Source organism: Cellulosimicrobium sp. BMG9.22 (genome assembly GCF_059159975.1).
This window is the reverse complement of record NZ_JBZGBY010000016.1, coordinates 34,062-58,950: the sequence shown is the minus strand read 5'-3', so window position 1 is coordinate 58,950 and position 24,889 is coordinate 34,062. Positions and strand designations below refer to the sequence as shown.

Below are 24,889 nucleotides of genomic sequence, written 5' to 3'. Positions count from 1 at the left end.
GCACCCGCGTGTCGATGGAATCGTCCTTCCGCTGTGCGGACAATCGATCCCCGTGACCTCGTAGGATGGAGGCATGCGCTTCCTGCCCGGACAGACCCCCGCGACCGACCTCACCTACGGCGACGTGTTCCTCGTCCCGTCGCGCTCCGAGGTCGCGTCGCGCTTCGACGTCGACCTGTCGTCCGACGACGGCACGGGCACGACGGTCCCGCTCGTCGTGGCCAACATGACCGCCGTCGCCGGCCGTCGCATGGCCGAGACGATCTCGCGCCGCGGCGGCATCGCGATCATCCCGCAGGACGTTCCCACGGACGTCGTCGCCGACGTCGTGGCGGACGTGAAGTCCAAGGACCCCGTCATCGAGACGCCGGTCGTCGTGGGCCCCCACGACACCGTGCACACGGCCCTGACGCTCATCGGCAAGCGCGCGCACGGCGCCGCGGTGGTCGTCGACGACGGCCGCCCGGTCGGTGTCGTCACGGAGGCCGACTGCGCCGACGTCGACCGCTTCACGCAGGTCCACCAGGTCATGACGACCGACCCGCTCGTCCTCGACGCGTCCGTGCTCGACGGCGGCCGGTCCGGGCTCGAGGCGGCGTTCGACCAGCTCCACGGCGCGCGACTCAAGGTCGCGCCGGTCACCCGCGACGGCGCGCTGCTCGGCGTCCTCACACGCAAGGGTGCGCTGCGCTCCTCGGTGTACTCCCCCGCGCTCGACGCGCAGGGCCGCCTGCGGGTCGGGGCCGCCGTCGGGATCAACGGCGACGTCGCGGCCAAGGCGAAGGAGCTGCTCGCAGCCGGTGTCGACGTGCTCGTCGTCGACACGGCGCACGGCCACCAGGCCAAGATGCTCCAGGCGCTCGACGCCGTGCGCTCGGTCGGCCCGGACGTCCCGGTCGTCGCGGGCAACGTCGTGACCGCTGACGGCGTGCGCGACCTCGTCGCCGCGGGCGCCGACATCATCAAGGTCGGCGTGGGCCCTGGCGCGATGTGCACGACGCGCATGATGACCGCCGTCGGGCGCCCGCAGTTCTCCGCGGTCCTCGAGTGCGCCGCCGCGGCGCGCGAGCTCGGCAAGCACGTGTGGGCCGACGGCGGCGTGCGCCACCCGCGCGACGTCGCCCTCGCGCTCGCCGCGGGCGCGTCGCAGGTGATGATCGGCTCCTGGTTCGCCGGCACGTACGAGTCCCCCGGCGACCTGCACGACGACGGCACGGGCCGCCTCTACAAGGAGAGCTTCGGCATGGCGTCCGCACGCGCCGTCGCCGCGCGCACCGCGGGCGGCTCGCCGTTCGACCGGGCCCGCAAGGCGCTCTACGAGGAGGGCATCAGCTCCAGCCGCATGTTCCTCGACCCGCACCGCCCGGGCGTCGAGGACCTGCTCGACGAGATCACGTCCGGCCTGCGCAGCTCGGCGACCTACGCCGGCGCGACGAGCCTCGCGGAGTTCGCCGAGCGCGCCGTCGTCGGCATCCAGTCCGCCGCCGGCTACGAGGAGGGCCGACCGCTCCCGGTGAGCTGGTGACGGCCGTGCCCGCGCGCGAGCAGCTCGCCGCGCTCGCCGCCGACGGCGGTGCCTGGCCCGCGCCGTGGCGGCACGCGGTCGGCACGCTCGACGAGCGTGCCCGGCCCGCGGCCGTGCTTCTGCTGTTCGGGGCGCTCGACGGCGTGCCCGCCGAGCACCGGGCGCGCGCGGTGCCACGCGACCTCGACGTGCTGCTCCTCGCGCGCGCCGCGACGCTCGGCCACCACCCCGGGCAGGTCGCCTTCCCCGGCGGGCGCATCGACCCCGGCGACGACGGTCCCGTCGACGCGGCGCTGCGCGAGGCCGTCGAGGAGACGGGCCTCGACCGTTCCGGGGTGGACGTGCTCGGCACGCTGGGCGAGCTGCCCGTGCCCGTGAGCAACCACGTCGTCACCCCGGTGCTCGGGTGGTGGTCACGCCCGACGCCCGTGCGCGCCGTCGACGTCGCCGAGTCGGCGCACGTGTTCCGCGTCCCCGTGGCCGACCTCCTCGCTCCGGACCGGCGCCGGACCGTCACCGTGCGGCGCGACCGGCGCGTGCACAAGAGCCCTGGCTTCCTCGTCGTGGCCGACGGCCGCGAGCACCTCGTGTGGGGGTTCACGGGCGGGATCCTCGACGCGCTGTTCGACCGGCTCGGCTGGACCGAGCCCTGGGACCGCACCCGGACGCTCGACGCCCCGCTCTGACCGCGCACAGGTCCTCGCCGAAGGATGACGACCGGCCGGCCGCGCGCGCTCGGGACGATCGGGGCGACACGCCAGCCGGGCGCGTCAGGTGGAGGGTGCGCTCGCCGACGGCCCCGAGAGTCGCTTGCCGAACGCAGGCGTCCCGGTGAGCGTCGCGTACGACCGCCGCACCATCTCGGCGAGCACGTCGAGGTCCACGTCGGCGAGGTCCTTGACGTAGACGCAGGCCTTGCCGACCGTGTGCGGTCCGAGCCGCGCGAGCAGCTCGGCGTGCTCGTCGACGCCGTCCGTGAGGTAGAGCGTCGTCGCGGCCTTGCGCGGCGAGAACCCGACCGCGGCCATGTCGCCCTCGCGGCCGCTCGCGTACCGGTAGTGGTAGGAGCCGAAGCCGACGATCGACGGGCCCCACAACCGCGGCGGCTCACCGGTGACCCGGTTCATGAGCTCGACGAGGCGCTGCGCGTCGCGACGCCGCACGGGGTGCTCGACGGACGCGAGGAAAGCCGAGACGTCGGCGCCGGTGGGCTGGGTCGTGTTCTCGCTCGCGGCCATGCCGTCAGCCTGACTCGTGGACGCACGGCGCACAAGAGGCGGGCCTCAGTCGCGCCCGTCGGACGTCCGCTCGTCCGGTGCCAGGCCGGCGAGCGCTCGTGCGAGCACGGGCTCGGCCACCGCCGTGGCGTCCTCGCCCGTGATCGCCCCGGCGAGCCAGAGGGCCGCGAAGCCGTGCACGACCGACCACGCGGCGCGTGCCGCGACGGGTTCGGGCGCCGCGCGCTGCAGCACGGCGCCGCTGCGCGCCTGCGCGGCGACGAGCTCCGCGTCGTCGTCGTGGACCAGGCCGCGGCCGAACATCACTGCGAAGTGCCCGGGGTGCGCCACGGCGAAGTCGACGTACGCGAGCCCCGCCCCCAGCAGGCCCCGACCTGCCTGCCCGGCCTGCTCGAGGGCGAGCGCGAGGAGGCGGTGGCCCTCCGCCGCGAGCGCCGTGAGCACTCCGACCTTGTCCCCGAAGTGGTGCGCCGGGGCCGCGTGCGAGACGCCGGCGCGGCGCGCGAGGTCCCGCAGGCTCAGCGCCGACGGTCCGTGCTCGGCGACGACGTCGGCCGCCTCGGCGAGCAGGGCGCGGCGGAGGTCCCCGTGGTGGTAGGCCATGTCGCTCCAATCTTGTCGTTGACAAGATATCGGAACGATGGTGAGGTGGCCAGGTCAGAACTTGCCGGTGTCAAGATTGGATGCCCGTGTCGATCCCGCTCCCCCTGGTCCTCGTTCTCGTCACCGGTGCCGCCCGCACCGTCGGCGCTCTCGGCGTCGACGTCCTCGACGACTGGCGCACCGCCCTGTGCTGCGGGCTCGCGGCGCTCTTCCTCCTCACCGCCTCCGGCCGGCTCGTCCCCCACGTCCGTGCGGGCCTCGAGGCGATGGTGCCGACCCGGCTGCCCGCACCCGCGTTCCTCGTCGCCCTCACCGGCGTGCTCGAGGTGGTCGGCGCCGTCGGCCTCCTCGTCCCGGCGACGTCGCGCGCCGCCGCCGTGTGCCTCGCCCTGCTCCTGGTCGCCATGACGCCCGCCAACGTCTGGGCCGCCCGTCAGGGAGCACGGCTCGCCGGCCGGCCCGTGACCCCCGTGAGGCGCCGCATGGTCGAGCAGGCGCTGTACCTGCTCGCGTGCGTCGCGGTCGCGTGGCTCCCCGCGTGAGTCCTCTCCGGGGACCGAGCAACCAGGGCCTCGCAGACGACGGCGGGGCGCCCACCTCGAGAGGTGAGCGCCCCGCCGGGGGTGCGTGTGCGTCGTCCGACCTCAGGCGACGAGACCTGCCGGTCGCCCGAGACCTGCGTTCCGTTGCGGGCGAGTGCCTCGTTCCTCGGCCCTCACCCTGGGCTGCACTCCGGTCTCAGGCGACGAGCGACCGGAGCACGTACTGCAGGATGCCGCCGTTGCGGTAGTAGTCCGCCTCGCCGGGCGTGTCGATGCGCACGACGGCGTCGAACTCGACGCTCGTGCCGTCGCCCTTCGTGGCCGTGACCTTGACCGTCGAGGGGGTGGTGCCCTCGTTGAGCGCCGTGACGCCGGTGACGTCGAACGTCTCGGTGCCGTCGAGGCCGAGCGACGCGGCGTTCTCGCCCGCCGGGAACTGCAGCGGCAGGACGCCCATGCCGATGAGGTTCGAGCGGTGGATGCGCTCGAAGCTCTCCGTGATGACCGCCTTGACGCCGAGGAGCGCGGTGCCCTTGGCCGCCCAGTCGCGCGACGAGCCGGAGCCGTACTCCTTGCCGCCGAGGATGACGAGCGGCGTGCCCTGCGCGGCGTAGTCCTGCGCGGCGTCGTAGATCGTGTCCTGCGCGTCCTTGACGAAGTTGAACGTGTACCCGCCCTCGACGTTGTCGAGGAGCTGGTTGCGCAGGCGGATGTTCGCGAACGTGCCGCGGATCATGACCTCGTGGTTCCCGCGGCGCGAGCCGTAGGAGTTGAAGTCGCGACGGCCCACGCCGTGCTCGGCGAGGTACGTGCCGGCCGGCGAGTCCGCCTTGATCGCACCCGCGGGGCTGATGTGATCCGTGGTGACCGAGTCGCCGAGCTTCGCCAGCACGCGGGCGCCGGTGATGTCCGCGACCGGAGCCGGCTCGGCCTGCATGCCCTCGAAGTACGGGGGCTTGCGGACGTAGGTCGACTCCTGGTCCCACTCGAACGTGTCGCCCTCGGGCGTCTCGAGCGCGCGCCACCGGTCGTCGCCCGTGAAGACGTCGGCGTAGTCCTTGGTGAACATGTCCCGGTCGATCGACGAGTCGATCGTCGCCTGGACGTCCTCCGGCGACGGCCAGATGTCCTGGAGGAAGACGGGCTCGCCGTGCGGGTCGATGCCCAGCGGCTCGGCCTCGAAGTCGAAGTCCATCGTGCCGGCGAGCGCGTACGCGATGACCAGCGGCGGCGACGCGAGGTAGTTCATCTTCACGTCGGGGTTGATACGACCCTCGAAGTTGCGGTTGCCCGACAGCACCGAGACGACCGAGAGGTCGTGCTCGTTGACCGACGCCGAGATCTCCTCGGCGAGCGGACCCGAGTTGCCGATGCACGTCGCGCAGCCGTAGCCGACGAGGTGGAAGCCGAGCTTCTCGAGGTACGGCCACATGCCGGACTTCTCGTAGTAGTTCGTCACGACCTGCGAACCCGGCGCCATCGACGTCTTGACCCACGGCTTGGACGCGAGCCCGCGGTCGACCGCGTTCTTCGCGAGCAGCGCGGCGGCCAGCATGACCGACGGGTTCGACGTGTTCGTGCACGACGTGATCGACGCGATGACGACGTGCCCGTGGTCGAGCTCGGTCGTCGTGCCGTCTGCGAGCGTGACGGGGACGACCTTGTGCGGGCGCTTCGCGCTGTCCCCGTGACCGGGTGCGACCGGGTGGTCGGACTCGTTGTCGTGCGCAGCGGCGGCGATCGGGTCGGACGCGGGGAACGTCTCGTCGACCGACTCGTCGAGGCCCGTGAACGGCGCCGCTTCCTGCGCGTCGACGTAGTCGAGGATCGCCGAGGCGAACGACTCCTTCGCCTCGCCGAGCTCGATGCGGTCCTGCGGACGCTTCGGGCCGGCGATCGACGGCACGACCGTCGAGAGGTCGAGCTCGAGGTACTCGGAGAACACCGGCTCGAGGTAGCTCGGGTCGGTCGGGTCGAGCCACAGGCCCTGCTCCTGGGCGTACGCCTCGACGAGTGCGACCTGCTCGTCGCTGCGGCCGGTGAGACGCAGATAGTCGAGCGTCACGCCGTCGATCGGGAAGATCGCGGCGGTCGAGCCGAACTCGGGGCTCATGTTGCCGATGGTCGCGCGGTTCGCGAGCGGCACCTGGGCCACGCCCGCGCCGTAGAACTCGACGAACTTCCCGACGACGCCGTGCTGGCGCAGCATCTGGGTGATCGTGAGCACGACGTCCGTCGCGGTGACGCCCGCGGGGATCGCGCCGTTGAGCTTGAAGCCGACGACGCGCGGGATGAGCATCGAGACCGGCTGGCCGAGCATGGCCGCCTCGGCCTCGATGCCGCCGACGCCCCAGCCGAGCACGCCGAGGCCGTTGACCATGGTCGTGTGCGAGTCGGTGCCGACGCACGTGTCGGGGTAGGCCCGGAGCACCGGCGCCTCCCCGTTCACGGAGACCTCACGGGTCATGACGGTGCGCGCGAGGTACTCGATGTTGACCTGGTGCACGATGCCGGTGCCCGGGGGGACGACCTTGAAGTCGTCGAACGCCGTCTGGCCCCAGCGCAGGAACTGGTAGCGCTCGTGGTTGCGCTGGTACTCGAACTCGACGTTGCGCTCGAACGCGTCCGCGCGGCCCGCGACGTCGATCTGGACGGAGTGGTCGATGACCATCTCGGCCGGCGCGAGCGGGTTGATGCGCGACGGGTCGCCGCCGAGCTCGGCGACGGCCTCACGCATCGTGGCGAGGTCGACGACGCACGGCACGCCCGTGAAGTCCTGCATGATCACGCGCGCGGGCGTGAACTGGATCTCGGTGTCCGGCTGCGCGGCGGGGTCCCACGACGCGATCGCGCGGACGTGGTCCGCCGTGATGTTGGCGCCGTCCTCCGTGCGCAGGAGGTTCTCGGCGAGGATCTTCAGGCTGTACGGGAGGCGCTCGACACCCTCGACGGCGGACAGCCGGAAGATCTCGTACGAGTTCTCACCGACCTCCAGCGTTCCCTTCGACCCGAACGTGTCGACGCTGCTCACTCGTAGCTCCTTCGTGGCGAGACGGTGGCACGGATGCCATGGTTCAGGGGGCTTCGCCCAGACTACGCCGGGCCGGCGCGCCGCTCCGGCCGGATCCCTCGGGGCGACCGGTGCGGTGGTCGGCGGCTCGTCCACGACCCGCTGCGACCTGCACCGCGACCAGCATACCCCATATATCTTGACGTCAAGATATATGGCCTGCCCACCCCGCACGTCCGGAGGGCAGGCTCACAGGTCGCAGTCGCACAGGAGGTTGAGCTCGACGACCTGCTCCCCCTCCTCGGGCCGCGCCCACGCCTCCGCCTCCGCCTCCGCGCGCGTCGCGAAGCTCCGCCCGGCGAGCCGTCCGTTCGCCAGGAGGACACCGACCCCGACGATCTCCCGCACGTCGTCGCTCAACATCGCACCGCCTCCCCTCGCGTCCTGCCTCCAGTGTCCCCCTGCTGGCCCTGCGGAGCAGGAGCGGAGGCCGCCCGGAGACTCGGTCCTCACCGCGTGAAGACGGCGACGGCCTCGAGGTGGTGCGTGTGCGGGAAGAGGTCGAAGGCGCGCAGCGAGTCGAGCGCGTAGCCGTGGCCCGCGAGGTAGGAGACGTCGCGCGCCAGCGCCGCCGGGTCGCACGCGACGTACACGACGCGGGACGGGCGACGTGCCGCGATCGTGTCGACCACCTTGCGGCCCGCGCCCACGCGCGGCGGGTCGAGCACGACGACGTCGGCGCCTGTCTCGTCGGCCCTGAGCACGTGCTCGACCGGCCCGTGCCGGAGGTCGACCTGGTCGAGACCGTGCGCGTTGCGCCGCGCGTCGCGCACCGCCCGCTCGTCGCCCTCGATCGCCACGACGGCCCCCGACGGGCCGACCGCGGCCGCGAGCGGCGACGTGAACAGGCCGGCGCCCGAGTACAGGTCGAGCACGCGTGCACCCGTGACGTCGCCGACGCCGTCGAGCACCGCCTGCGTGAGCGTCGCCGGCGCGTGCCGGTGGACCTGCCAGAAACCGTCGGCCGCCACGCGGAACTCGTACGTGCGGTCACCCACCTCGACCTGCTCGGTGACGCTGCGGCGCGCGTTGTCGCGCTGGTCGAGCGACCCGCCGCGCCACGGCTCGCCGTCGACCAGCAGGACGGGCGCAGTCCCCGGCGGGGCGACGAGCTCGAGCCGCGTCCCGGGCCGCCACCGGCGCGACCAGACCTTCTCGTGGGTGGCGAGCTCGGCGACCTCGTCGGTCGCGAGCGGCATCGCCTCCAGCGCGAGGACGTCGTGCGAGCGGAACCGGTGCATCCCGGCCCGGCCCGCGTCGTCGGCCACGAGGTCGATGCGCGTGCGGTACCCGAGCCCGCCGCGCTCGTCGTCGCCCGGCAGGCCCTCGACCTCTACCTGAGGGTGAGACGCGTCGAGGTCGATGCCCGCCAGGCGGCGCAGCTGCTCGGCGAGCACGTCGCGCTTCCACCGCCGCTGTGCCGGCAGGGCGACGTGCGCGAGCTCGCCGCCACCGACACCGCCCGGCCCGGCCTCCGGCCAGACGGACGGCACGCGGTCGGGCGAGGCCTCCAGCACCTCGACGGCGTCCGCGCGCCAGAACTTCGCGTCCTCCCCCGCCTCGGTGACGATCGCCCGGACGCGCTCGCCCGGGAGCGTGTGCCGGACGAACACCACGCGACCGTCGTGCCGCGCGACGCAGTGACCACCGTGGGCGACGGGGCCGATCTCGAGCTCGAGCTCGATCTCCACCTCAGGTCGAGCGTTCGCGCGCGGCGACTGTCGTGTCGGCCGCTCACCGCGGCCGCGACCTCGAGGGGCCTGCTTGCGGGGGCGCGCGCCGGCACCTTCGGAGGGACCGTCGGAGGGGCGGTCGGACGGTCGGTCGGAGGGCACGGCAGGACCACGCGAGGAGGACGGCATGCGTCCAGTATCCCGGACGCGCCGCCGACCGTCGTCAGCAGCCCTGGAACGTCAGTAGCCCGGGAAGCGCTGGCGGTACCCCTCGCCCTCGAGGCCGGTCTGGCCCTGCGTCGACGAGAGCTGCCACGGCACGGACGCGACCACGACGCCGGGCGTGAACAGCAGGCGGCCCTTGAGACGCAGCGCGCTCTGGTTGTGCAGGAGCTGCTCCCACCAGTGGCCGACCACGTACTCGGGGATGTACACGACGACGAGATCGCGCGGCGACTCGCGTCGCACCGAGCGCACGTAGGACAGGACCGGGCGGGTGATCTCGCGGAACGGCGAGTCGAGCACGCGCAGCGGCACCGGGAGGTCGAGCTCCTCCCACTGCTGCATGAGGTCCTCGACATCCTCCGCGTCGACGCCCACCGTGACCGCCTCGAGCACCGACGGCCGCGACGCGCGCGCGTAGGACAGCGCCCGCAGGGTCGGCTTGTGGATCTTCGACACGAGCACGATCGCGTGCACGCGGCTCGGCAGCGCCCTCGCCGTCGTGAGGTCGTCACCGAGCGCGAGCTCGTCCCGCACGGTGTCGTAGTGCTTGCGGATCGACTTCATGAGGACGAACACGATCGCCATGGCGAGGATCGCGATCCAGGCGCCGTGCGTGAACTTCGTGATGAGCACGATGACGAGCACCGTGCCGGTCATCGCGAGCCCCACGGTGTTGACGACCCGCGAGCGCCGCATGCGCGACCGCTCGCGCGGCTGGTGCTCGGTGCGCAGTGCGCGGGTCCAGTGCCGGACCATGCCGAGCTGCGACAGGGTGAACGACACGAAGACGCCCACGATGTAGAGCTGGATGAGCCGTGTCACCTCGGCGTCGAAGGCCCAGATGAGCACGATCGCCGCGACCGCGAGCGTGACGATGCCGTTCGAGAACGCGAGCCGGTCGCCGCGCGTGTGGAGCTGACGCGGCAGGTAGCCGTCCTTCGCGAGGATCGAGCCGAGCACGGGGAACCCGTTGAAAGCCGTGTTCGCCGCGAGGACGAGGATCAGACCGGTCACCACGGACACGACGTAGAACGCGATCGGGAAGCCCGCGAACACGGACTCGGCGAGCTGCCCGATCACGGGGTGCTGCACGTAGTCCTCAGGGAGAGGCTGCCCGTCGAGCGTGAGCTGGGTGTGCGGGTCCTCCACGTAGTGGACGCCGGTCGCGCTCGCCAGCAGGAGGATCGCGATCATCATCGTGGCGGAGATGCCGCCGAGCAGCGCGAGCGTCGTCGCGGCGTTGCGCGACTTGGGCTTGCGGAAGGCCGGCACGCCGTTGCTGATCGCCTCGACGCCGGTGAGCGCCGCGCACCCGGACGCGAACGCGCGCGCGATGAGGAAGGCCCCGGCGATCCCCATGAGCCCCTGGTCGAAGCTGTTCTCCGCGACGATCTCCAGGTCGGCGCTCTCGGCCGGTGGCAGCGTCCCTGTGACGTGCCGGAAGAACCCGACGACCGCCGTCGAACCGATGGCGAACATGAACAGGTAGACCGGGATCGCGAAGAACGACCCGGACTCCTTGACGCCCCGGAGGTTGACCAGCGTCAGGAGGACGACGAGCGCGATCGCGAAGATCGCCTCGTGGCCGCGCAGCGCGGGGATCGCGCTCGCCGCGTACTGCGCGCCCGACGAGATCGACACCGCCACCGTCAGGACGTAGTCGACCATGAGCGCCGACGCGACCCCCACGCCCGCCGTGGGGCCGAGGTTGACGGTCGCGACCTCGTAGTCCCCGCCGCCCGAGGGGTATGCGCGCACGTTCTGGCGGTACGACGCGACGACGGTGAGCAGCACGACCACGACCGCGAGGCCCACCCAGGGCGAGATCATCGTCGCGGTCAGGCCGGCGAGGGCCAGGGTCAGGAGGATCTCGTCGGGGGCGTACGCCACGGACGACAGGGCGTCGGACGCGAACACGGGCAGCGCGATGCGTTTGGGAAGCAGCGTGTGGCCCAGCCGGTCGCTCCGCACGGGGCGTCCGACGAGCAGCCGCTTCGCGGCATCAGCGATCTCCGACACGAGGCATCATGCTATGCCCGCCAGGGCGAGGTCGCGCCCCGCCGGGCCGGACGACTTCCCGCGCCCGCACGCCGTCGTCCCGGGGCGCGCGCGAGCAGCCCCCGGCGGTATAGCGTTCGTGGCGTGCACTTCGTCATCATGGGCTGCGGTCGCGTCGGCGCGACGCTCGCCCAGTCGTTCGAGGCCAGCGGCCACTCGGTCGCGATCGTCGACCAGAACCCCGACGCGTTCCGGCGCCTCCCGGCCGAGTTCACGGGCAAGAAGGTGACCGGGGTCGGCTTCGACCGCGACACGCTCGTGCAGGCCGGCATCGAGGACGCGTACGCGTTCGCGGCGGTGTCCGACGGCGACAACTCGAACATCCTGTCGGCACGCGTGGTCCGGGAGACGTTCGGCGTCGAGAAGGTGGTCGCCCGCATCTACGACCCGCAGCGGGCCGAGATCTACGAGCGGCTCGGCATCCCGACCGTCGCGACGGTGCGCTGGACCGCCGACCAGGTGCTGCGCCGCATGCTGCCGCTCGGGGCCACCGACGAGTACCGCGACCCGTCGGGCCAGGTGCGCCTCGCGCAGCTCGACTTCCACCCGGACTGGGTCGGGCGCACGGTCCGCGCGATCGAGGAGGCGACGGGCGCTCGGGTCGCGTTCGTCGGCCGGTTCGGCGACGGCAAGCTGGTCACCGAGCGCACCATCCTGCAGGAGAACGACGAGCTCCACGTCCTCATGACCGTCGACGGCTCCGCCGCCGTCGAGCGCGTCCTCACCCACGCACCGAAGGTCGAGGCCGAGTGATGCGCGTCGTCATCGCCGGAGCAGGCTCCGTGGGCCGCTCGATCGCCCGCGAGCTCCTCAGCCACGACCACGAGGTCATGCTCATCGACAAGCAGCCCGCCGCGATGCGGATCGCCCAGGTCGCCGAGGCGGACTGGCTGCTCGCGGACGCGTGCGAGCTCTCGTCGCTCGGCGAGGCGAAGGTCGACGAGTGCGACGTCATCGTCGCCGCGACGGGGGACGACAAGGTCAACCTCGTCGTGTCGCTCCTCGCGAAGACGGAGTTCGGCGTCCCGCGCACCGTCGCGCGCGTGAACAACCCGAAGAACGAGTGGATGTTCGACGAGTCGTGGGGCGTCGACGTCGCCGTGTCGACGCCGCGCATCATGACCGCGATGGTCGAGGAGGCGGTCGCCGTCGGCGACCTCGTGCGCATCTTCACGTTCCACCAGTCCGGGGCGGACATCCTCGAGGTCACGCTCCCGCCGACGTCTCCGCTCGTCGGGCGCCGCGTCGGCGAGGTGCGCTGGCCCGTGGACACCGTGCTCGCGGCGATCGTGCGAGGTGTCCGTCCGATCGCACCGAGCCAGGACGACACGCTCGAGGCCGGCGACGAGCTCCTGCTCGTCACGGGGAACGAGGCCGACGAGTCCGCGCTGGGCCGCCTCCTCGCGGGCGAGTCGGAGATCGGCGGCCCCCACAGCGACGACACGCCCGGGGAGGACGACGTCCAGCCCGTGGCAGCACAGCCCGACGACGACGCCACGCCGACGCCCCCCGAGCTCGCCTGATCCGAGCGGGGCCCCGGGCTAGCTCTGCTCCGACGTCGTCGTCGGGGCGGCGTGCGGGCGTCGGACCAGGACCCAGGTGAGCCACAGCACGAGCGCCCACAGCGGGATGCCCATGACGAGGCGGGCCGTGCCGAGCCAGCCGACGTCGCCCTGGAGGTAGAGCGGCACCTGGACGGCGAGGCGCGCGGCGAACAGCCCGACCCACAGCCACGTCGCCGCGGCGTACCGGCGCACGAGCGTGCGGTCCGACCGCCACGTGCGCGCCCAGCGCGCGAACGCGCCGGGCTCCCTGGCGGTCTCGGGCTCGGCGGCCGTCTCCGCGGCGGCCGGGTCCGTCGTCGCCCCGGCGGTCGCGCCGCTCACCCCGAACCCGCTCCGGAACCCCTCGACGACGAGGCCGACGAGTGGCCACCGCACGAGCACGGACACGACGAGGACGACGAGGTACGCCGCGTTGGTCCACAGTCCCCACGCGAAGTAGTCCTGCGCCTCGCCGGAGCGCCACGCCCACAGGACGCCGATGGCGACACCGAGGAGGCCGCCGAAAGCCTGGGTCACGGGCGTGCGCTGGATCAGCCGCGCGGCGACGGCGACGAGCGCGGCCGCGACGGACGTGACGAGGGCCCATCGCAGGTTGGTCGTCGCGACGTAGACGACGACGAAGACGAGCCCCGGCGCGACGGACTCGACCAGGCCGCGCACGCCACCGACCGCGTCCGCGACGGAGAACTGCTCGCCCGCGAGCGCCCGCACACCGCGGGCGGGACCGTCCTCGGGCGCCGCGACGTCGTCGACGACGGTCTCGGCGACCGTCTCGGCGACCGTCTCGGTGACCTCGGCGTCGTGGCCGGCGCCGGTCGCCCCACCGCCGTCGCGGTCGGGTGCGGCCGGGTCGCTGCTGCTCGTCATCTGTGGCGTCCTCGGTAGCGGTCGGGTGCGCAGGGATCGTACGTGACGTCGGGGCGCGCCGGACAGGCACGTGCGGCTCGACGCGTGGCCGTCACTCCCCCGGCTTGGGCAGGAGCTCGTACCGGGGGTTGAACATCGTCCGGCGCCCGTCGACCTCGCACACGAGCCCCTCGACGAGCGCGCGGCGCCCGGGCTCGACACCCACGATGCGGCGACGGCCGAGCCAGACGAGGTCGATGACGCCCGAGCCGTCGAACAGCTCGACCTCGACGGTCGGGACACCTTCCCGGGGCCGCAGCACGACCGAGCGCAGGATGCCCGAGACCTTGGCCCGGCGCCGGTTGGGCAGGTCGGCGACCGCACGACAGCCCGTCTGCCGAGCCGCCTCGACGCGCTCCTCGTCGGCCGCGATCTCCTCCTGGGAGGCGAGAGCGGTACGCCACGCGTCGCGCAGGGTCGGGGACATGTCAGCGGATCTCCGTGATCTCCGGCCCGCGCGTGAGCGGGTCGAACGACGGGGCCTCGGGGGCGCCCGCGGGCGCGGGAACGACCGGCGCGGGAGCCTTGCCCGGCAGATGGAGGGTGAGCAGGTCGCGCGGCGGCCGCGGGCTCTGGTCGCGCACGACGACGATGTTCGCGAAGACGGACTCGAGCAGCCGCGCCTCGGCCGGGTCGACGGCGGCCTTGCCCGTGACGACCCCGCGCAGGAACCAGCGGGGGCCGTCGACCCCGACGAAGCGCGCGGGACGTACCCCCGGCCGACCGTCCGGCGTCTGGGCGGGGATGCGCGCGAGCAGCTCGCGGCCGAACGGGCCGGGGACGTCGTCGACGGTCCCGCCCTGCTTCGTGACGGACGCGGCGATCTCGCCGCGGATCTCGTCCCAGATCCCCTCGGTGCGCGGTGCGGCGAACGCCTGGACCTGCAGCCCGGAGCCCGCGACGGCGCACGAGACGCCCGTGATGCGCTGCGTCTTCTTGTCGACCTCCATGCGCAGCTCCATGCCCGGTACACCGGGCAGCCACACGGCACCGAGATCGACGCGGGCACCACGCTCGGACACCTGCGACGAGTCGAACGGGCCTCGCGCGGCAGCGCTCTCGGAACTGCCCGCCGAGCCGCCCCCGGACGTCGCCTCGGCGGACTTCTCGGCGCTCGACACGGCCGAGTTCTCGATGCCCGGCTCGGACGACGCGCTCGACGACGTCGAGGACTCGGCCGGCTCGGACGACCTGGAGCGGCGGAACAGACCCACGGGACGAACTCCTTCAGCTGCCCGGCGCGCGACCGGGACTCCTCGCGGGACGCTCGCCCCGCACTTCCACACTAGCCCGCACAGCGGGGGTCAGGGTGCGGCGGTCCAGCCACCGCTCGACCCGAAGCCGCCCTCGCCACGGTGCGACCCGGGCAGCCGCTCGGCCTGGACGAACCGGGCACGCTCGACCTTCTGCACGACGAGCTGGGCCACGCGGTCCCCGCGCCGCAGCGTGACGGCCTCGCGCGCGTCCGTGTTGAGGAGCGTCACCTTGATCTCTCCCCGGTAGCCGGCGTCGACCGTGCCCGGCGCGTTGACGACCGTGAGGCCGTGCCGCGCGGCGAGGCCCGACCGCGGGTGGACGAACGCCGCGTACCCGTCGGGCAGCGCGATCGCGACGCCCGTGGGCACGACGGCCCGCTCTCCCGGGCCGAGCTCGACGTCGACCGTCGTCACGAGGTCGGCGCCCGCGTCGCCCGGGTGCGAGTACGCCGGCAGCGGGACGTCGTCGAGGAGGGTGATGAGGACGTCGACGTCCCCGGTCGTGGGCTGCTGGTCGATCGGCACCCGGCAGAGCCTAGTGGCCTCGCACGGGCAGGGCGAGCACACGACGAGCACACGAGCGCACGGCAGCGGGCGCGCGGCTGGGATGATGGAGCCATGACCGATGCCGCCGACCGCAGCGCCCGACCGTCGAACGCCGTGCCGCAGGACGCGCCCGAGGACGCACCGCGACCTGCACCCGACGCGCCGTCGCACAGGGAACGGGTCCTGCCCGGCGTCGGCGGCTGGGCTGCCGCGCTCGGTTTCGCACTCGTGCTCGGGATCGCGCTGTGGCCCGCGAGCCGGGCGATCGCGGTCGGGGCGGGGGTGCTCGCCGCAGCTGCGGGGCTGGCCGCGCTGTGGTGGACGTCCCCGGTCGTCGCCGTGCGCGACGGCGAGCTCCGGGCCGGGCGGGCGCACATCCCCGTGTCGGTGCTCGGCCAGGTGACGACGCTCGACGCCGAGGCGATGCGCACCGAGCTCGGGCCTCGTCTCGACGCGCGCGCGTACGTCTGCCTGCGGGCGTGGGCCCGGACGGGCGTGCGTGTCGAGCTCGACGACCCGCAGGACCCGACCCCGTACTGGCTGGTCTCGACGCGCCGCCCGCAGCACCTCGCCGACGCGCTGCGCGCGTCCCGGGCCGTCTGACGCGACGCTGCCGGATCGTCGGGCGACGACGCCCGAGGCAGAGGCCCGGGGGGCGGACGGTGCCGGTACGACGACGGCCGCCGCCCCGAGGGGCGACGGCCGGGCGTCAGGACCGGTGCAGGTCAGGCGGCGCACTCCGAGCAGATCTGCTGCCCGTTCTTCTCGTACGCGAGCTGGCTGCGGTGGTGCACGAGGAAGCAGCTCGCACACGTGAACTCGTCCGCCTGACGAGGCAGGACCCGGACGGAGAGCTCCTCGCCGGACAGGTCGGCACCGGGCAGCTCGAATCCTTCCGCCGCCTCGGTCTCGTCCTCGTCAACGACGCCCGAGCTCTTGTCGGAGCGACGAGCCTGGAGCTCCTGCAGCGAGTCCTCGCTGAGGTCCTCTTCCGTCTTGCGGGGGGCGTCGTAGTCTGTTGCCATCTGTGGGGTCACTCTCCGGAGTATTCGTCGATCGCGACAGTGCTCGTCCGGGACCACCGGCGATGGCCGGTCGTGCCGGGCGGCACGGGTGCGGGGCGCGGGGCACCCCGTGACGTGGCGTGCCCGAGGTCGTCGTAGCACGTGCACGCTGATCAATGCACGGCGCACCGGAATTGTTCCCGGCGGGCCACCGGATTCTGCACCATTTCCCGGCCAGATGCACCCTGTGGCGGCGTGCGTGCCCGGTGTCGTTCGTCACGGGCGAAACCCCGAAGGCGCGGGGGAAGGGAGGGGGAACGCTCCCACCCCCTGGGCGGCTGGGCTCACGTGGCTCGGAGAGGTGCCTTTGGCCCGTGGTCCGGCGCCCGGCGACGCGCTCAGGCGTCGCCGTCCGCCCCGGCGTCCTCGAGGATCCGCACGAGCCTCGCGGTCACCTCGGGCGGCCCTGCGACCGTCATCTCGTGGTCGGCCGCGCGCCCGCGCAGACCCGTCACCCGGGCGCCGGCCTCGTGGGCGACGAGCGCACCCGCCGCGAGGTCCCACGGGTTGAGGCCGCGCTCGAAGTAGAGGTCGAGCTCGCCGCTGGCGACGAGGCACAGGTCGATCGCCGCGGACCCCAGACGGCGGATGTCACGCACCTGCGGAAGCACCTCGACCAGGACCCGTGCCTGCGCGCGACGACGGTCGGCGTCGTAGCCGAACCCGGTCCCCACGAGGCACTGCCCGAGGTCGGTCGGTCCGGTCACGTGCAGCGGGCGCCCGTCGAGCGTCGCCCCGCCGCCCAGGCCCGCCGTCCAGGTGCGGCCGTCGACGACCGAGTGCACGGCGCCCGCGAGCGCCGTCCACTCCTGGGGGTCGGGCGGTCCCACGACCGCAGCGACGGACACCGCGTACGACGCGATCCCGTACAGGTAGTTGACCGTGCCGTCGATCGGGTCGATCACCCAGGTGATGCCCGACGTGCCCGCGGACGATCCCTCCTCCTCGCCGAGGACCGCGTCGTCCGGGCGGGCCGCGGCGATCTCCCGACGCAGCAGCGCCTCGGACTCGGCGTCCATGCGCGTGACGACGTCCGTCGCGGACGACTTGGTCGCGGCGACCTCGACGCGCTCGGGACGGCCCGCGCGCACCAGCTCGCCGGCCGACCGGGCGAGGCGCTCGGCGAGGTCTCTCAGGTCGGCCACCGTGACGTCGTCGGGCTGGCGGGGATCGTCGATGAAGAGGCGCACGGCTCACATCCTGCCCGACCCGGAGCGTGCCCGGCGACCCTCCCACGGACCGGGCGCCGACCACCCGAGGCGCAGGGACACGAGCCGGAACCCGAAGACGAGCGCCAGCACCGCCGCCTGCGACAGGAGTCCGAGCGCGTCGGCCTCCCACAGCACGGCGGTGAGCGCCGCGCCCGCGAGCGCGGGGATGGCGTAGAGCTGCTTGTCCTGGAAGAGCAGGGGCACCTCGTTCGTGAGCAGGTCGCGCAGGATGCCCCCGCCCACTCCGGTGAGGACGCCCACGAAGACCGCGGCGAGCGGTCCCACGCCGTGCTCGAGGCCCTTCATCGTGCCGGACAGGACGAACAGGGCGAGCGCCCCGGCGTCGAGCACGATGATGCTGCGCCGCAGGCGCTCGAGCCGCGGGTGCCAGAAGAACGTGACGACCCCTGCGAGCCCCGCGACGGCGACCAGGCGCCAGTCCGAGATGCCGACGGGCGGGACCGCCCCGATGAGCACGTCGCGCAGCAGACCGCCGCCCAGCCCCGCCGCCCATGCGAGGACGAGCACCCCGACGAGGTCGAACCTCTTCCGCACGGCCGCCAGACCGCCGGAGAGCGCGGCGAAGAAGACGCCGCCGAGCTCGAGGGCGTCGCCGGGGACGAGGTCGAGGATCACACGCGGCATCATCCCAGCCCGCCGCGCCCGGTGCGCGAGTCGGCGGCACACCGGGCGGGTTGCGCCCGGACCGGGTGCGACGATGGCACCCTCGAGGGAGCGGTGGCGCGGTGCCGGGCCGGGCGCACCGCGGAGCGTCACAGGGCGCGGCGACACGGCACAGGGCGCAGCGACACGGGAGGACCGATGGACGAGCTGGAGCTGGTGAGACTGCACGAGGACGGGGAGCACCTCGTCCTCGGCGGAAGTGGCGGCGCGCAGTTCACGCTGCCCATCACCGAGGCGCTGCGTGCCGCGGTCCGACGGGACCGCCCACACCTGGAGCACCTGCGCGCCGAGGGCGAACGCAGCCTCGCCCCGCGGGAGATCCAGGCACGCCTGCGGGCCGGCGACTCCGTGGAGGACGTCGCCGACGCGGCGGGCCTCGCGGTGGAGCACGTGCGGCGCTTCGCCGGTCCGGTGGTCGCCGAGCAGGAGTACGTCGTGGACCGGCTCCGGAAGTCGCGCCAGGGCCACGAGGAGGACTCCCCCACCGTCGACGAGCTGGTCACGAAGCGCCTCAAGGCGCGCGACGTGGACCCCGCGGAGGTCGAGTGGTCCGCGGCGCGCGAGCGGGGCGGGCAGTGGGTCGTCACGGCCTCCTTCGTCGTCGGCTCCGGACGACGCGCGGCCCGCTGGACCTACGACCCGGCCGCGCGCGCCCTGCACCCGCTCGACGACGAGGCCCGGTGGCTGTCGGGGACGGACACTCCCCCGGACCCGACGCCGGGAAGCCTCGCCGTGTTCGACGTCGACGCGGCGTCACGCACGTCCCGCGGTGGGCGCCCGGCGTCGGACGAGGGGACGGCAGAGCTCCTGGACGACCTGAGCCAACGCCGCGGCATCCGGCCGCGCACGGCGGTCCCTGGAACGGAGGTCGTGCCCGAGCAGGAACCCTTCGAGGGGTTCGGGCCGCGGGGCGGTCCGGGTCGCGACGTCCCGACCGAGACCGCGGACGCGTCGTCCGGGGCCACGGTCGTCCATCTCCCCACGATCCGTGTGCAGGGCCACGAGGAACGCACGGAGCAGGCCGACCGGGACCTGGCCACGGGCCTGGCAGCACAGGCGGACGGTGCGCACGAGACCGCCGGCCCCGAGGCGGAGTGGCCCGAGGGCGACGACGCCGGCCGGCCGGGGGCGGCACGGACGGACGGCGCGCAGGAGCCGCACGGCGCGCGACCAGGTCGTCCGCAGGCGGCGCGCGAGCCGCGCAAGGGCAAGAACCGCTCGCGCGCGAAGGTGCCGAGCTGGGACGAGATCGTCTTCGGGGCGCGTCCGGAGGGCTGAGCCGCCGTCGGTGTCAGCGGGGCAGGTCGAGGGACAGCTCGTCGGTGCGCGCGAGCGTCCGGGCCAGGGACGTGGTCATCCGGCGCATGTGGTGACGGCGGCACAGGACCTCGTAGCCGATCTCGCCCGACCCGGCGTCGACGTCCCCCACGACCACCTGGTCGCCCTCGACGACCATGCGCCCGTCGACCGTCCGGGCGTTGTGCGTCGCACGACGCCCGCACCAGCACAGCGACTGCACCTGGAGCACCTCGACCCGGTCGGCGAGCTCGACGAGGCGCGCCGACCCGGGGAAGAGCCGCGTCCGGAAGTCCGCGGTGATCCCGAACGCGAAGACGTCGATCTCCGTCTCGTCGACGAGACGCGCGAGCTGCTCGACCTGCGCCGGCGAGTAGAACTGCGCCTCGTCGCACACGAGATAGTCGACCGGGACGGGCTCGGCCGTGACGAGCGCCCAGAAGTCGGTGCGGTCCGTGACCTCGCGCGCGGTGACCTCGAGTCCGAGGCGCGACGAGAGCCGGTCGGTCCCGGCCCGGTCGTCGCGCGAGAAGATCAGCCCCCGGCGGCCGCGGGCCGCGTGGTTGTGGTCGAGCTGGAGGGCGAGGGTGGACTTTCCGGAGTCCATGGTCCCGGAGAAGAAGACGAGCTCGGCCACGAGGGTCCTCCTTCGTGGTTCGGTCGGTGGGGTGGGCTGGAACGCTCGAGCTGCGGCGTCAGGCGGTCGCGACGAGGAGCGGGACGCGCATCTCGCGCTCCGTGAGGGAGCCGTGCACGCCCACGAGAGTGAGCGACGCCGGTGTCTGGGTGCGCGAGTCCACGACGGTCGCGCGCCCGCACATCGCGACGACGACGTCGCCGGCCGCCGCGACGGCGTCGGGCAGCGGGTCCGGACCGAGATAGCCGCGCGCAAGGATCTCGTCGCGCTCGAGGACGAGCGCGTCGTCGGCGAGCACGTCGCGCCAGCGGGCGGCGACGGCCGCCGTCTGGCCCGGCTCCGCGTAGACGTGCACCGCTCGGGGCTCGCCGCCGACGAGCTGCACGCCGCGCCCGAGGACCGGGTCGGTCGCGACGTCGCGGCGCAGCGCGGGGTCGACGTCGACCATGCCGTGGTCGGCCGTGACGAGGACGAGCGTGCCGCGCGGCAGCGAGCGGACGAGGCGCGCGAGCTCGCGGTCGAGGGCCTCGAGCTCGTCGCCCCACTGCCACGACGTGGACCCGTGGTGGTGCCCGGCCTTGTCGACCTCGCCCCAGTAGAGGTAGACGAGCCCGGGCCGGGCGAGTGCCCGCACGGCGGCGTCGACGCGGCCCGCGAGCGCCTCGGCCGCGGAGTAGGTGCCGCCCCGCAGGGCGGCGAGGGTCATGCCGGACCCGGCGAACCGCGCCGGACCGGTCGACATGACCGTCGTGCCCGCGTCCGCGAGGCGCTGGAGCAGGGGGGTCTCGCGCTGGAGCTCGGCTGGGGGCTGCGCACCCTCCCACGAGACCATGTTGGCCAGCTCGCCCGTCTCGGGGTTGCGCTGGGTGTACCCGAGCATCCCGGTGCGACCGGGTGCGGTGCCGGTCCCGAACGCCCCGACGGCCGCGGCGGTCGTGCTCGGGAAGGTCGAGGTGAGGGCGCGCGCCTCGGGCAGGAGCGAGCGCAGGAACGGCGCGTGACCCGCCCGCTCCGCGAGGTTGACGTGGCCCAGCCCGTCGACGAGGACGACGCACACGCGCTCGGCGCGCGGCAGGTCGAGCGCGGCGCGCGCGACCTCGCTGCCGATCCCCGTCGCCGTCGTGAGCGACACGCCCAGGACGCCGGCCGCTCCCGGCAGGACGGCCGCGAGACCGCCGGTGCCCGTCTCGGGAGCAAGGAGCCCAGGCGGCAGCCCGGGCGCCGAGCCCGGTGCTGGCGGCACCTCGACGGCCGGCTCCGTCCGTGCGTCGCTCACCGGGCGCTGTGGCCCGCGGTGGCGCGCGACAGGGCGCGGGCGAAGTCGACGGCGGCACGCACGGCGTCGCGGCCCTCCGCCTCGGCGCTCACGCGCACCACGACGTCGTCCGGGGTGATCTGGCCGGTCAGTCCGTGGTCCGCGTCGCACGCGGGGTCGGGGCACTGCGCGGGCTCCAGGTCGACGCGCGAGACCGCGCCCCAGCCGAGCGCGAGCGTGACCTCGAGCGGCGCGGCGCCCGAGCGGTGCTCGTGGGGCTCGGCGACGACGTGCGTGAGCGAGACCGAGCGCACCTCCGTGAGCGGGACCGACTCGGTCGTCGCCGCGGCCGAGGCGGAGGGGTTCTCGCTGTCGGCCGGGTGGTCGTCGACGTGCGACGTGACGAGGCGTGACGGGGTGAGGACGAGCACCGTCAGGTGCCGACGCACCTCGGACGCGTCGAACGTCGTCTCCGGCAGCACGAGGTGGGAGACGATCTCCTCGCCCGCGATCGCGACGTCGAGGACGTCGGCGACGAGCTCCGGGTAGTACCCGGCGCGGTGGAGCTGGGTCGTCAGGTCGGTCCAGGCGTTCGAGGTTGCAGAGGGCACCCGCGCATTCTCCCACCCGGCGCACGGCGGCGGCCAGCCCGTGGGCCGTGGTGTGGACGAACCGCGCCGGTCAGTGGGGAAGCGCGCGCCGCAGCGCGTCCGCGCGCTGGGCGTCGGCGAGGCTCACGCGCGCGCTGAGGACGGCCGCGCCGTGCTCCGACACGACCACGGGGTAGAGCTCGAGGCTGCGCAGCTCGGGCAGGTCGTCGGCCAGCACGGACACGCGCGCGAGGACGTCCTCCAGCGCCGCGGTCGCCACGACGCGTGTCCCCATGTACCCGAACAGGCGCGGCGCGGCGCGCACCGAGCGCACCATGGCGGCCACGTCGACGTCGGTGAGCGGGGGCACGCCGTAGGCGACGTCGCCGAGCAGGTCGACCGCGTCCCCCGCGAGGCCGAACGACACGACCGGGCCGAAGAGCGGGTCCTCGGTCGAGCGGACCACGCACGCGACCCCCGCGTCGGCCATCGCCTGCACCTCGAGCGGCTGGTCGGCCGCGTCCGGCAGCACGCCCGCGAGGGCCGCGCGCATCTGCTCGACGTCCGTCCGCAGCTCGTCGGGGTCCGCGATGTCGAGGCGAACGCCGCCGAGGTCGGCGCGGTGCCGCAGCCCGGCAGCCGTGCTCTTGAGCGCGACGGGCCAGCCGACGTCGCGCGCGGCCTCGACGGCCTCGTCCACCGTCCGGACGCGCCGGGCGGGCCACACGTGCACGCCGTAGCAGGCCAGGAGCTCGGCGGCCGCCGTCGGGTCGAGGTCGACGGCGCCCGTACCTGCGAGCGCGGACTCGACGAGCGCCCGTGCGCGCCCGGCGTCGACGCCCGCGGGCCGCACCGGCGTGCCGTGGTCCGCCTCGCGCCACCGGGCGTACCGCACCACGGCACCGAGTGCGGCGACCGCGTCCTCCGGCGTCGAGTACGCAGGCACGCGCCGCAGCAGCTCGGAGTCCCCGTCCTCCCTCGCGTGCCCCCCGTCGGTCGCCGGGACCGACAGCTCGTCCGTGAGCCCGTGCAGGCCGAGCATGCTCGCGACGGTCGTCCGCCCCGTACGGGCCGCGGCGCGCGCCACCACCCGCGAGAGGTCGGCGCGCCGGGGGCGCACGACGGGCACCTGGACCACGACGACGACGTCGCACGCGTCCGGTGCGTAGAGCGCCTCGACCGTCGCCTCCACGTCGGCGGTCGTCGCGTCCTCGGGCAGGAAGTCGGAGCTCGCGACGACGAGCCCCGCCGACGCCGCCGCCTCGGCGACGAGCGCCGCGAGCGACGCCGAGCTCGCGAGGATCCCCACGCGCCGACCGCGCGGCAGCGGCTGGTGCGCGAGGAGCTGCGCGATGTCGATCATGTGGTGCGTGTTCTCGGCCCGGATGACGCCCGACTGCCGCAGCATCTCCTCGAGCGTCCGGCGCGGGGCGCGCGTCGAGCGGACCGCGTGCCCGGGCGGCACGACGTGGCCCGAGCGCCCCGCCGTCACGACGACGACGGGCTTGACGGAGGCGAGCCGGCGCGCGATGCGCGAGAACTTGCGCGGGTTGCCGATCGACTCGAGGTAGAGGCACACCACCTGCGTCGCGGGGTCGTCCTGCCAGAACTGCATGAGGTCGTTGCCCGAGACGTCCGCGCGGTGGCCCGCGGAGAGGTACGACGACACGCCGAGCCCGCGCCGCGCCGTCGTCGCGAGGAGCGTGACCGCCATGGGCGCCGACTGGCTGAACAGGCCCACCTCGCCCGGCAGGGGCAGGTCCGTCGCGAGCGTCGCCGCGAGCGCCGGACGGTCGTGTGCGCTGCCCGTGGCGAGGAGCCCGTAGCTCGCCGGCCCCACGACGCGCAGCCCCGCCGTGTGCGCGACGCGCAGGAGGTCGCGCTGCAGCGCGAGGCCCTCCCGGCCGGTCTCGGCGAAGCCCGCGGAGAGCACGACGACGCCGCGCACCCCGAGGCGCGCGAGATGGCGGACGGCGTCGATCGCCTCGGGCGGGCGCAGCGCCACCACGGCGAGGTCGACCGGCCCGGGGACGTCGGCGAGCGACGCGTGCTCCTGGGGCAGGGTCGCCTCGCCGGGGACCGCACCGCCGTCGGGCCCGCCGTCGGGAACCTCGGTCCGGACGCCCGTGACGTGGACGGTGACGCCGTCGCTGCGGACGAGCGCCGCGAGCGCGCGGCGCGCGAGGAGAGCTTCGACGGGCGCGCCCGCGTCGCCGTCGACGGCGGGCCCCGGCTCGAGCGGGGTTCCCTCGTCCGGGGCCCACCCGGGTCCCACGAGGACGACGCTCCTCGCGCCGAGCAGCCCCTGCATGCTGCGCGCCTCGGCGCGGTGCTCGCGGTCGGCCATGACGGCGCGCGACCGCTCGGTCGGGTCGAGGTCCACGCTCACCAGCACGAAACCGTCGTCCATCTGCTGGTGCACGTCGTAGCCCGCCTCGCGGAACACGGCGAGCATCTTGCCGTTCTGCGGCAGCACCTCGGCGGTGAAGCGCTGCACGCCGCGCTCGCGCGCCGCCGCGGCGATGTGCTCGAGCAGGACGGAGCCGAGCCCGCGGCCCTGCGCCGAGTCCGCGATGTTGAACGCCACCTCGGCCTCGTGCGTACCCGTGCGGTCGAAGCGCGCGACGCCGATGATGTCCTGGCCGTCGTCGTCGCCGCGCGGCCGCACCGCGACGAGCGCGACGCGGTCGGTGTGGTCCACGCGCGTGAACCGGTCGAGGTCGCGGTCGGACAGGCGCTCCATCGGGGCGAAGAAGCGCAGGTACGTGGACCGCTCGGACTGGGCGACGTGGAAGCGCTGGAGCGCGTCGGCGTCGTCCGGGCGGATGGGGCGCAGGTGCGTCGTCGTCCCGTCGCGCAGGACGACGTCCGCCTCCCACTCGACCGGGTACCGGGCCGGGTGCAGGGCCGGGTCGGGCCCGGCGGCCTCGCCGTCGCTCACGTGC

24 protein-coding genes are annotated in these 24,889 nt (G+C 74.1%); 7 read left to right on the top strand and 17 right to left on the bottom strand.

What is annotated here, in order from left to right; genetic code table 11:
• Positions 1–73: 73 nt before the first annotated feature.
• Both guaB1 and AC4H2H_RS12225 read left to right on the top strand, forming a co-directional pair.
• On the top strand, positions 74–1,525 hold the full coding sequence (gene guaB1 / locus AC4H2H_RS12230) for a GMP reductase (RefSeq protein ID WP_494371079.1): 1,452 nt from the start codon (positions 74–76) through the stop codon (positions 1,523–1,525).
• Positions 1,526–1,530: 5 nt separating this feature from the next.
• Positions 1,531–2,211, top strand: coding sequence for an NUDIX hydrolase (locus AC4H2H_RS12225; protein ID WP_494371111.1), 681 nt, complete (start codon positions 1,531–1,533; stop codon positions 2,209–2,211).
• 84 nt (positions 2,212–2,295) lie between these two features.
• Here AC4H2H_RS12225 and AC4H2H_RS12220 read toward each other — a convergent pair whose 3' ends face one another.
• Together AC4H2H_RS12220 and AC4H2H_RS12215 are read right to left on the bottom strand one after the other, a co-directional pair.
• Positions 2,296–2,763 (bottom strand): DUF1801 domain-containing protein, encoded by a 468-nt coding sequence (locus AC4H2H_RS12220; protein ID WP_494371078.1) that lies wholly within the window; start codon positions 2,761–2,763, stop codon positions 2,296–2,298.
• A 45-nt stretch (positions 2,764–2,808) separates the two neighbouring features.
• Complete coding sequence (locus AC4H2H_RS12215; RefSeq protein ID WP_494371077.1) at positions 2,809–3,366, bottom strand: TetR/AcrR family transcriptional regulator; 558 nt, start codon at positions 3,364–3,366, stop codon at positions 2,809–2,811.
• Between the two features lie 86 nt (positions 3,367–3,452).
• Here AC4H2H_RS12215 and AC4H2H_RS12210 point away from each other — a divergent pair, with 86 nt between their 5' ends.
• Complete coding sequence (locus AC4H2H_RS12210) at positions 3,453–3,908, top strand: DoxX family protein (RefSeq protein WP_494371076.1); 456 nt, start codon at positions 3,453–3,455, stop codon at positions 3,906–3,908.
• A gap of 196 nt (positions 3,909–4,104) precedes the next feature.
• On the opposite strand, the gene AC4H2H_RS12205 is transcribed toward AC4H2H_RS12210, so the two are convergent.
• The 4 genes from AC4H2H_RS12205 to AC4H2H_RS12190 form a co-directional block, all read right to left on the bottom strand.
• Positions 4,105–6,939, bottom strand: a complete 2,835-nt coding sequence (locus AC4H2H_RS12205; protein ID WP_494371075.1) for an aconitate hydratase — start codon at positions 6,937–6,939, stop codon at positions 4,105–4,107.
• 228 nt (positions 6,940–7,167) lie between these two features.
• On the bottom strand, positions 7,168–7,341 hold the full coding sequence (locus AC4H2H_RS12200; protein WP_494371074.1) for a hypothetical protein: 174 nt from the start codon (positions 7,339–7,341) through the stop codon (positions 7,168–7,170).
• A gap of 86 nt (positions 7,342–7,427) precedes the next feature.
• Positions 7,428–8,669, bottom strand: a complete 1,242-nt coding sequence (locus AC4H2H_RS12195) for a class I SAM-dependent RNA methyltransferase (RefSeq protein ID WP_494371073.1) — start codon at positions 8,667–8,669, stop codon at positions 7,428–7,430.
• A gap of 222 nt (positions 8,670–8,891) precedes the next feature.
• On the bottom strand, positions 8,892–10,895 hold the full coding sequence (locus AC4H2H_RS12190; protein WP_494371072.1) for an APC family permease: 2,004 nt from the start codon (positions 10,893–10,895) through the stop codon (positions 8,892–8,894).
• Between the two features lie 138 nt (positions 10,896–11,033).
• On the opposite strand from AC4H2H_RS12190, the gene AC4H2H_RS12185 reads away from it, so the two are divergent.
• Both AC4H2H_RS12185 and AC4H2H_RS12180 read left to right on the top strand, forming a co-directional pair.
• Positions 11,034–11,687: a potassium channel family protein gene (locus AC4H2H_RS12185; RefSeq protein WP_494371110.1), complete on the top strand. Its 654-nt coding sequence runs from the start codon at positions 11,034–11,036 to the stop codon at positions 11,685–11,687.
• Positions 11,687–12,457 carry a potassium channel family protein gene (locus AC4H2H_RS12180; protein WP_494371071.1) on the top strand — a complete coding sequence of 257 codons (771 nt, stop codon included), beginning with the start codon at positions 11,687–11,689 and terminating at the stop codon, positions 12,455–12,457. The genes AC4H2H_RS12185 and AC4H2H_RS12180 overlap by 1 nt, the downstream gene beginning before the upstream one ends.
• Before the next feature lie 18 nt (positions 12,458–12,475).
• Here the strand turns inward: AC4H2H_RS12180 and AC4H2H_RS12175 are convergent, their stop codons facing one another.
• The 4 genes from AC4H2H_RS12175 to dut form a co-directional block, all read right to left on the bottom strand.
• Positions 12,476–13,366, bottom strand: a complete 891-nt coding sequence (locus AC4H2H_RS12175; RefSeq protein WP_494371070.1) for a DUF3159 domain-containing protein — start codon at positions 13,364–13,366, stop codon at positions 12,476–12,478.
• Between the two features lie 91 nt (positions 13,367–13,457).
• Positions 13,458–13,832 carry an OB-fold nucleic acid binding domain-containing protein gene (locus tag AC4H2H_RS12170; protein WP_494371069.1) on the bottom strand — a complete coding sequence of 125 codons (375 nt, stop codon included), beginning with the start codon at positions 13,830–13,832 and terminating at the stop codon, positions 13,458–13,460.
• A 1-nt stretch (position 13,833) separates the two neighbouring features.
• Positions 13,834–14,619, bottom strand: a complete 786-nt coding sequence (locus AC4H2H_RS12165; protein ID WP_494371068.1) for a DUF3710 domain-containing protein — start codon at positions 14,617–14,619, stop codon at positions 13,834–13,836.
• A gap of 90 nt (positions 14,620–14,709) precedes the next feature.
• A complete protein-coding gene (gene dut, locus AC4H2H_RS12160; RefSeq protein WP_494371067.1) occupies positions 14,710–15,186 on the bottom strand; it encodes a dUTP diphosphatase in 477 nt (158 codons plus the stop codon).
• Between the two features lie 93 nt (positions 15,187–15,279).
• On the opposite strand from dut, the gene AC4H2H_RS12155 reads away from it, so the two are divergent.
• Positions 15,280–15,810: a DUF3093 domain-containing protein gene (locus AC4H2H_RS12155; protein WP_494371066.1), complete on the top strand. Its 531-nt coding sequence runs from the start codon at positions 15,280–15,282 to the stop codon at positions 15,808–15,810.
• A gap of 122 nt (positions 15,811–15,932) precedes the next feature.
• Here AC4H2H_RS12155 and AC4H2H_RS12150 read toward each other — a convergent pair whose 3' ends face one another.
• From AC4H2H_RS12150 to AC4H2H_RS12140, 3 genes are all read right to left on the bottom strand, one after another.
• A complete protein-coding gene (locus AC4H2H_RS12150) occupies positions 15,933–16,232 on the bottom strand; it encodes a DUF4193 domain-containing protein (RefSeq protein ID WP_483776620.1) in 300 nt (99 codons plus the stop codon).
• Positions 16,233–16,609: 377 nt separating this feature from the next.
• On the bottom strand, positions 16,610–17,461 hold the full coding sequence (locus AC4H2H_RS12145; RefSeq protein ID WP_494371065.1) for an inositol monophosphatase family protein: 852 nt from the start codon (positions 17,459–17,461) through the stop codon (positions 16,610–16,612).
• A 3-nt stretch (positions 17,462–17,464) separates the two neighbouring features.
• Positions 17,465–18,127 carry a trimeric intracellular cation channel family protein gene (locus AC4H2H_RS12140; protein ID WP_494371109.1) on the bottom strand — a complete coding sequence of 221 codons (663 nt, stop codon included), beginning with the start codon at positions 18,125–18,127 and terminating at the stop codon, positions 17,465–17,467.
• Positions 18,128–18,304: 177 nt separating this feature from the next.
• Between AC4H2H_RS12140 and sepH the strand changes: the two genes are divergently transcribed.
• The gene (gene sepH, locus AC4H2H_RS12135; RefSeq protein WP_494371064.1) at positions 18,305–19,444 is read left to right on the top strand and encodes a septation protein SepH; all 1,140 of its coding nucleotides are present in this window, start codon (positions 18,305–18,307) and stop codon (positions 19,442–19,444) included.
• A 13-nt stretch (positions 19,445–19,457) separates the two neighbouring features.
• On the opposite strand, the gene AC4H2H_RS12130 is transcribed toward sepH, so the two are convergent.
• The 4 genes from AC4H2H_RS12130 to AC4H2H_RS12115 all read right to left on the bottom strand — a co-directional run bounded on the left by AC4H2H_RS12130 (position 19,458) and on the right by AC4H2H_RS12115 (position 24,885).
• Positions 19,458–20,099 carry a thymidine kinase gene (locus tag AC4H2H_RS12130; protein ID WP_494371063.1) on the bottom strand — a complete coding sequence of 214 codons (642 nt, stop codon included), beginning with the start codon at positions 20,097–20,099 and terminating at the stop codon, positions 19,458–19,460.
• Between the two features lie 58 nt (positions 20,100–20,157).
• Complete coding sequence (locus AC4H2H_RS12125; RefSeq protein WP_494371062.1) at positions 20,158–21,375, bottom strand: alkaline phosphatase family protein; 1,218 nt, start codon at positions 21,373–21,375, stop codon at positions 20,158–20,160.
• Entirely contained in the window at positions 21,372–21,965 is a 594-nt protein-coding gene (locus AC4H2H_RS12120) for a DUF5998 family protein (RefSeq protein ID WP_483776614.1), read from the bottom strand. The genes AC4H2H_RS12125 and AC4H2H_RS12120 overlap by 4 nt, the downstream gene beginning before the upstream one ends.
• A gap of 70 nt (positions 21,966–22,035) precedes the next feature.
• Positions 22,036–24,885, bottom strand: a complete 2,850-nt coding sequence (locus tag AC4H2H_RS12115; protein ID WP_494371061.1) for a bifunctional acetate--CoA ligase family protein/GNAT family N-acetyltransferase — start codon at positions 24,883–24,885, stop codon at positions 22,036–22,038.
• Between the last annotated feature and the right edge of the window lie 4 nt (positions 24,886–24,889).